This is a genomic window from Micromonospora sp. CNZ297, from assembly GCF_007827625.1.
This window is the reverse complement of record NZ_VISU01000059.1, coordinates 1-4,761: the sequence shown is the minus strand read 5'-3', so window position 1 is coordinate 4,761 and position 4,761 is coordinate 1. Positions and strand designations below refer to the sequence as shown.

The 4,761-nt window shown below is 68.4% G+C and carries 6 protein-coding genes and 1 pseudogene; 2 read left to right on the top strand and 5 right to left on the bottom strand.

Annotated features, from left to right (window positions below; genetic code table 11):
* Window positions 1–86, top strand: a pseudogene (locus tag FB454_RS34635) (IS5/IS1182 family transposase); the annotation flags it as partial.
* A 51-nt stretch (window positions 87–137) separates the two neighbouring features.
* Window positions 138–425 carry a hypothetical protein gene (locus FB454_RS34630; RefSeq protein ID WP_227457594.1) on the top strand — a complete coding sequence of 96 codons (288 nt, stop codon included), beginning with the start codon at window positions 138–140 and terminating at the stop codon, window positions 423–425.
* 60 nt (window positions 426–485) lie between these two features.
* On the opposite strand, the gene FB454_RS34625 is transcribed toward FB454_RS34630, so the two are convergent.
* The 5 genes from FB454_RS34625 to FB454_RS34605 all read right to left on the bottom strand — a co-directional run bounded on the left by FB454_RS34625 (window position 486) and on the right by FB454_RS34605 (window position 4,335).
* The gene (locus FB454_RS34625) at window positions 486–1,412 is read right to left on the bottom strand and encodes an IS3 family transposase (protein WP_145824274.1); all 927 of its coding nucleotides are present in this window, start codon (window positions 1,410–1,412) and stop codon (window positions 486–488) included.
* Window positions 1,409–1,720, bottom strand: a complete 312-nt coding sequence (locus FB454_RS34620; RefSeq protein WP_030275367.1) for a transposase — start codon at window positions 1,718–1,720, stop codon at window positions 1,409–1,411. Before FB454_RS34620 ends, FB454_RS34625 begins: the two co-directional genes overlap by 4 nt.
* 88 nt (window positions 1,721–1,808) lie before the next feature.
* Window positions 1,809–2,282 carry a response regulator gene (locus tag FB454_RS34615; RefSeq protein ID WP_013476110.1) on the bottom strand — a complete coding sequence of 158 codons (474 nt, stop codon included), beginning with the start codon at window positions 2,280–2,282 and terminating at the stop codon, window positions 1,809–1,811.
* 220 nt (window positions 2,283–2,502) lie between these two features.
* Window positions 2,503–2,925, bottom strand: a complete 423-nt coding sequence (locus FB454_RS34610) for a hypothetical protein (RefSeq protein WP_141722637.1) — start codon at window positions 2,923–2,925, stop codon at window positions 2,503–2,505.
* Window positions 2,926–3,582: 657 nt separating this feature from the next.
* Window positions 3,583–4,335 carry a hypothetical protein gene (locus tag FB454_RS34605; RefSeq protein ID WP_235437644.1) on the bottom strand — a complete coding sequence of 251 codons (753 nt, stop codon included), beginning with the start codon at window positions 4,333–4,335 and terminating at the stop codon, window positions 3,583–3,585.
* Window positions 4,336–4,761: the final 426 nt, after the last annotated feature.

The window sequence follows — 4,761 nt, the reverse complement described above, 5'->3', positions numbered from 1 at the left end:
TGCGCTGCTGCCCACGCCGAGCGACCGCGATCGTGCAGGCCATCCTCGTCCTGCACCGCGTCGAAGCCGACCGCTACGCAGGATGAAAATGGCTCAATCTGCTCGACCTGGCTGTCTACAAGATCAGCGTGTCCCGGGTGCTTGGTGACTACGGCACCGCTGTCGACTACGCTCGGCAGGTCGACCCGGCCCGGATCGTCATGCCGGAGCGCCGAGCTCGCTACTGGGAAGACACAGCGCTGGCACTACACGGCCGCGGGCGCCCACAGGCGACATTCCAGGCGCTGCTTGCTGCCGAGCGAGACACCCCGCAGGAGGTTCGCTACCGGCCATGGGCGCAGCAACTCACAACCGAACTACTCAACCGCGACAGCCGCAACCTGCTAGGTGTACGTGAGTTCGCCAGCCGAATCGGGTTGATCTAGCCCTCTGCTTCCTATCGCGGCTGCTACTCCTGAGTTTCCCCTGCTTTGTTGGAGCGGTGGTTACCTGCTGCCGGCTGGTGCAGGGGTGGTGATAGGTGGTTCGGCTGGTTCGGTCTGGTGGTTGTGCCAGGCGGCCTCGTACTCGTTCGGGCTGAGGTAGCCCAGTTCCTTCTGGATGCGGCGGGTGTTGTACCAACCGTCGATGTAGGCGAAGATCGCGTTCTCGGCCTCGTCGCGGGTCCGCCACGAGGTGCGGTAGACGAGTTCGATCTTCAACGTTGACCAGAAGTTCTCCATGAGCGCGTTGTCGGAGCTGTCGCCGACGGAACCCATCGAGGGCAGGATCCCGTTGTCCTGCAAGCGTTCCGCGAAGCGGAAAGACGTGTAGTTCGATCCCCTGTCCGAGTGGTGGATCAATTGGCCGTCGCGGACGTCGCGCGACCAGATGCCGTATTCGAGGGCGGCGAGGATCAAGTCGGTGTCGCAGCGGTCAGACGTCTTCCACCCAACGATCCGGCGGGAGAACGCATCGCGGACCGCAGCCAACCAGAACACGCCCTCACCGCAGGGGATGCGGGTGGCGTCGGCGACCCAGAGCCGGTTCGGCCCGTCGGCGGTGAACTGCCGGTTGACCAGATCCGGTGCCGGCGTGTGCCGGGGATCCTGTCGGGTGGAGCCGCCGCGCCAGCCTCGACGCAGGAACGCCCCCTGCCAGCCCTGCTGCGCCATCAACCGCTCCACCCGCTTGCGGCCCACGCGGATGCCGTCACGGCGTAGCTGCCGGTGGACCCGGTCCGCGCCGTAGGTGCGCCCGGACGTCTCCCAGATCTCGTAGATGTTGGAGATCAGCCCCAGGTCGACCACGTCCCGATCACAGGGCTGCTCGGCCTGCTTGACCCACGCGTAGTAGGTCGAGGCGCCGATGTTCAGGACCCGTAGCAGGAGCGCGACCGCGAACTGGTCACGATGTTCACCGATGAACCTCATGACCGTCGCCGGGTCGGGTCGAGCTCCGCCGCGAAATACGCGCTCGCAGCCTTCCGGATCTCGTTCGCCCGCCGCAGCTCGCTAACTTCCCTGCGCAGCCGGCGGTTCTCCTCGACCATCTCGCTGCTCGACCGATCGTGACGCTCACCCTCATCCGCCTCGGCCTGCCGGATCCAGTTCCTGAGCGCCTCGTGATGCACACCAAGCTGCTCGGCCAGACGCCGGATCACCGGCTTCGGGTCCGACTCGCGGTACAGGCGCACAGCGCGCTGACGAAGCTCATCGGGGTACTTCTTCGGTGCTGCCACGGACGACTTCCTCCCCCACGGCCATCAGACCGTGGTCAAGAAGCTCCACGAAAGCGGGGGTGGCTCAGCGCTTGGGGCGGAGGATTTCTCAGGCCGTGCTGGAATCGGGAGGCAGGCTTGCGGTGCGGCCGTAGAAGCGGTGGATCTGCCCAACGACGCGCTCGAAGTCGTCCAGGCCGATGGGCTTGGTGACGTAGGCGCTAGCGTGCGCTGTGTAGCTGGCCAGCACGTCGGCGTCGACCACGGAAGTGGTGAACACGACGACCGGAATCGTCTTGAGCCACTGGTCGGCCTTGATCGCGGCGAGGACCTCCTGGCCGTTCATGCGGGGCATGTTCAGGTCGAGCAGGATCAACTCCGGGCGCGGAGCGTCGGCGTACTGGCCTTGACGGCGCACGAACGCCATGGCCTCTACCCCGTCGGGAACGTGGTGCAACTCAGCGGCCAGGGCGTGAGTGGCGAAGGTGTCCTCGATGAGAGCGACGTCGGCAGGATCGTCCTCGACCAGCAGCACCCGCAGCGGACCCAGTCGACCGCGGGCGGTTTCTCGGGCAACGTTCACAGCGGAAGAGTACTTCCCAGGCCTGACGCAGGTCACGAGGGCGATTCCGCAAGCGTTCGGAAGATCACTTCCAGTCAGTTCGGAGCCCTATGCCCCAAGGTGTAGGGCTGGGCGAATGAGCGAGGGAAAGCTGGTGGACCTGCGCCCGGCGCGGTGGCCGTCCTCCTTCGAAGGGCTTCGGCGGGCCGTTGCGGGGTGTCAGCGCCGTCAGCGGGGCCGGTCAAAAGGATCGCCAGGTGCGGGAAAGTGAGATCAGGCGCTCCTCAGCCCGCGAGCGCTCCTCGGCTACGCCCAATAGCCGCGTCCGTGGGCGATCGGCGAAGTCGGCCGCCGACACGTCCTCGAGGCGGGTGGCGCCAATCAGGTCGGCCTCGGCGGTGGTGATGAGCCCGGCGGCGACCGTGCGGGCGAGCACGACGTCGGGGTGTCCGCCGTCCGACGGCGGCACCGGCGGCTCCACGGGCGTACGCGGCTCACCGGCGCGCAGCGGCGTCCGAGCGGCGGGTGAGCGTAGTCTGAGTAGCCGCTGCGCCACCTTGGGCCCCCGCGTGGTTGAGCGCAATGCGGTCATCACCTCGGCCTGCACGTCCCCGGAGAAGCCGCGCAGCCGGTAAGCCGCTGGTGCAGTCCCGGGCAGGAGCACCCCGACCGCTCCGACTACCCAGGCGGACCGCCACCTCGGGCACTGTCGGTGAGCTGCCGCCACCCGGTCACTCACGGCGTAGCCGCAGGAAAGATGCATCAGGATCGCGGTCAACTCTGACAGCGCGATCCGCCGACGCGGCGGACCACCGCCGAGCGCCGGCCCGTCGACCGGCAGCGGCTCCGGGACGGTGGTCAGCAGCCGTAACGAGTTCGCGGAGACGTCGAAGGGTCGCTCGCCGTAGACCAGATGCGGCGAGGCCAGACCGGAGGCGGGCAGCGTGAAACGCAGGTGTGGCTGACCCGCCGTGCCACAGTGCGCTTTCGGTACTGACGAGCAGGTGCAGGTTGGCGGTGTTCGGCCAATGACGGCGCCCGTAGTCGAGTCAGTCGAGCAGTGCGTGGTGGGTCAGCTCGTCGAGCGGGCGGTCGTGACCGGCGATGGTGATGCGCCGGCCAGGCAGGTCGACGTCGTCGAGGTGCATCGCGCGGATCTGGCCGGGGCGCGCCGCGTGGACCGCGGCCAGTACGAGGAAGAGCCGGGCCTGCGGGGTTGTCGCGGCTGTAACGGCCTGGTTCAGCTCGTCGGGACGCAGGGGCTGCCAGATGGCGTCATCGACGCGTGGCCCTCTGACCCGGGCGGTCGGATTACGAAAGATCAGGTTGCTGTGCTTGGCCCAGCCGAAAAGCGACCGCAGGGCGTGGTCGCGGTCTGGCGTGGGTTGCCGTGCAGCCTGTCCAGATACGTGCTGACGTCGCGGCGGGTGACCTCCCGCAGGTGCTCGCGATGCCACGCCCAGTCGGTCAGCGCGGGCACGGTAGCGGCAACATAGCCGCGAACGGTCTCGACGCGCCGGGCGCGGACGTGTGGTCCGCCATCGCGCAGGACCGGGCCCACCGCAGCACATCGCGCCGAATGGGCGGGGCGAGGGTGGGCGAGTTTGGCGTGCAGCCATGGTTCGAGGGCGGCCGGTCGGTCATCGTCAACGACGGCCAAGGTGGCGAGGATCTCGATGACGCAGTCGAGGTTGGTGCAGCGGCGCACGACGATGTCCGCGAAGCCGCTGACCCGGATCAGATCGCCTTCCTGGTAGTCGGCGAGCAGCATTACCAGTACCCGTTGCATTCCCCGGCGTGTGACCGGGGTCCAGCCACGGGCTTCCGCGTTGGTGTGGGCCAGGTGCAGTACCCAGGCCAGCCAGGGGTTGTCCGGCGCGGGGCCGTGCCGCAGATCGATTGCGGCGTAGCGGTAGCTGCGCACTTCGGCGTCGAGCAGCGGCGGCTGGATCCATCCAGTGACCGGCCGGGCGGCCGGCGGTGGTGGTGGTTTGAGAGGCCGGCCCTTGGCTCCGTAGGGTCGCGGCGCAGCCCGGGGCCTGGCCGTCCGCCGGTCCATGTCGGCGAAGAACAACTGGTGGTGCCGGAGGTCGCGCAGGTGCGACGAGCTGGGCGGGGTTGTTCGGCTCCTGACGGCTCGGGAGCGGATGGCCGTCGCCGGGCCGGCAAGGATGGTCAGGCTGTGACGGCGCCTTGTTGGCGGGAGCCCCTATCGGGACACGTCGCGCCGGTCCGGCGGCAGCAAGCACCCCCCCCGGTTACCTTTTTGATCGTCCCCAGCCGGGGCCCCTCGGTCGCCCGGCCCGGTATGACTTCCTGCCCCTGTCGTACGGATGATCCGGGGGTGTTGTCGCCGGGTCGGGTGGCGTCGGTGGACCGCTGATAGGGACACGGCCACCCGTGTGGGGGTAGGTCTCTTCGTAACGTGGCTGCCGGCAGTCCGACGCCTGGACCAGCGGCCGAGGCCACGGACGATGCGTGGAGGCGGGTCTGGTGAACG

Bases quoted from the DNA above. Each gene is read 5' to 3' on its own strand.
- FB454_RS34625 (WP_145824274.1), bottom strand. From the start codon at position 1,412: ATGAGGTTCATCGGTGAACATCGTGACCAGTTCGCGGTCGCGCTCCTG.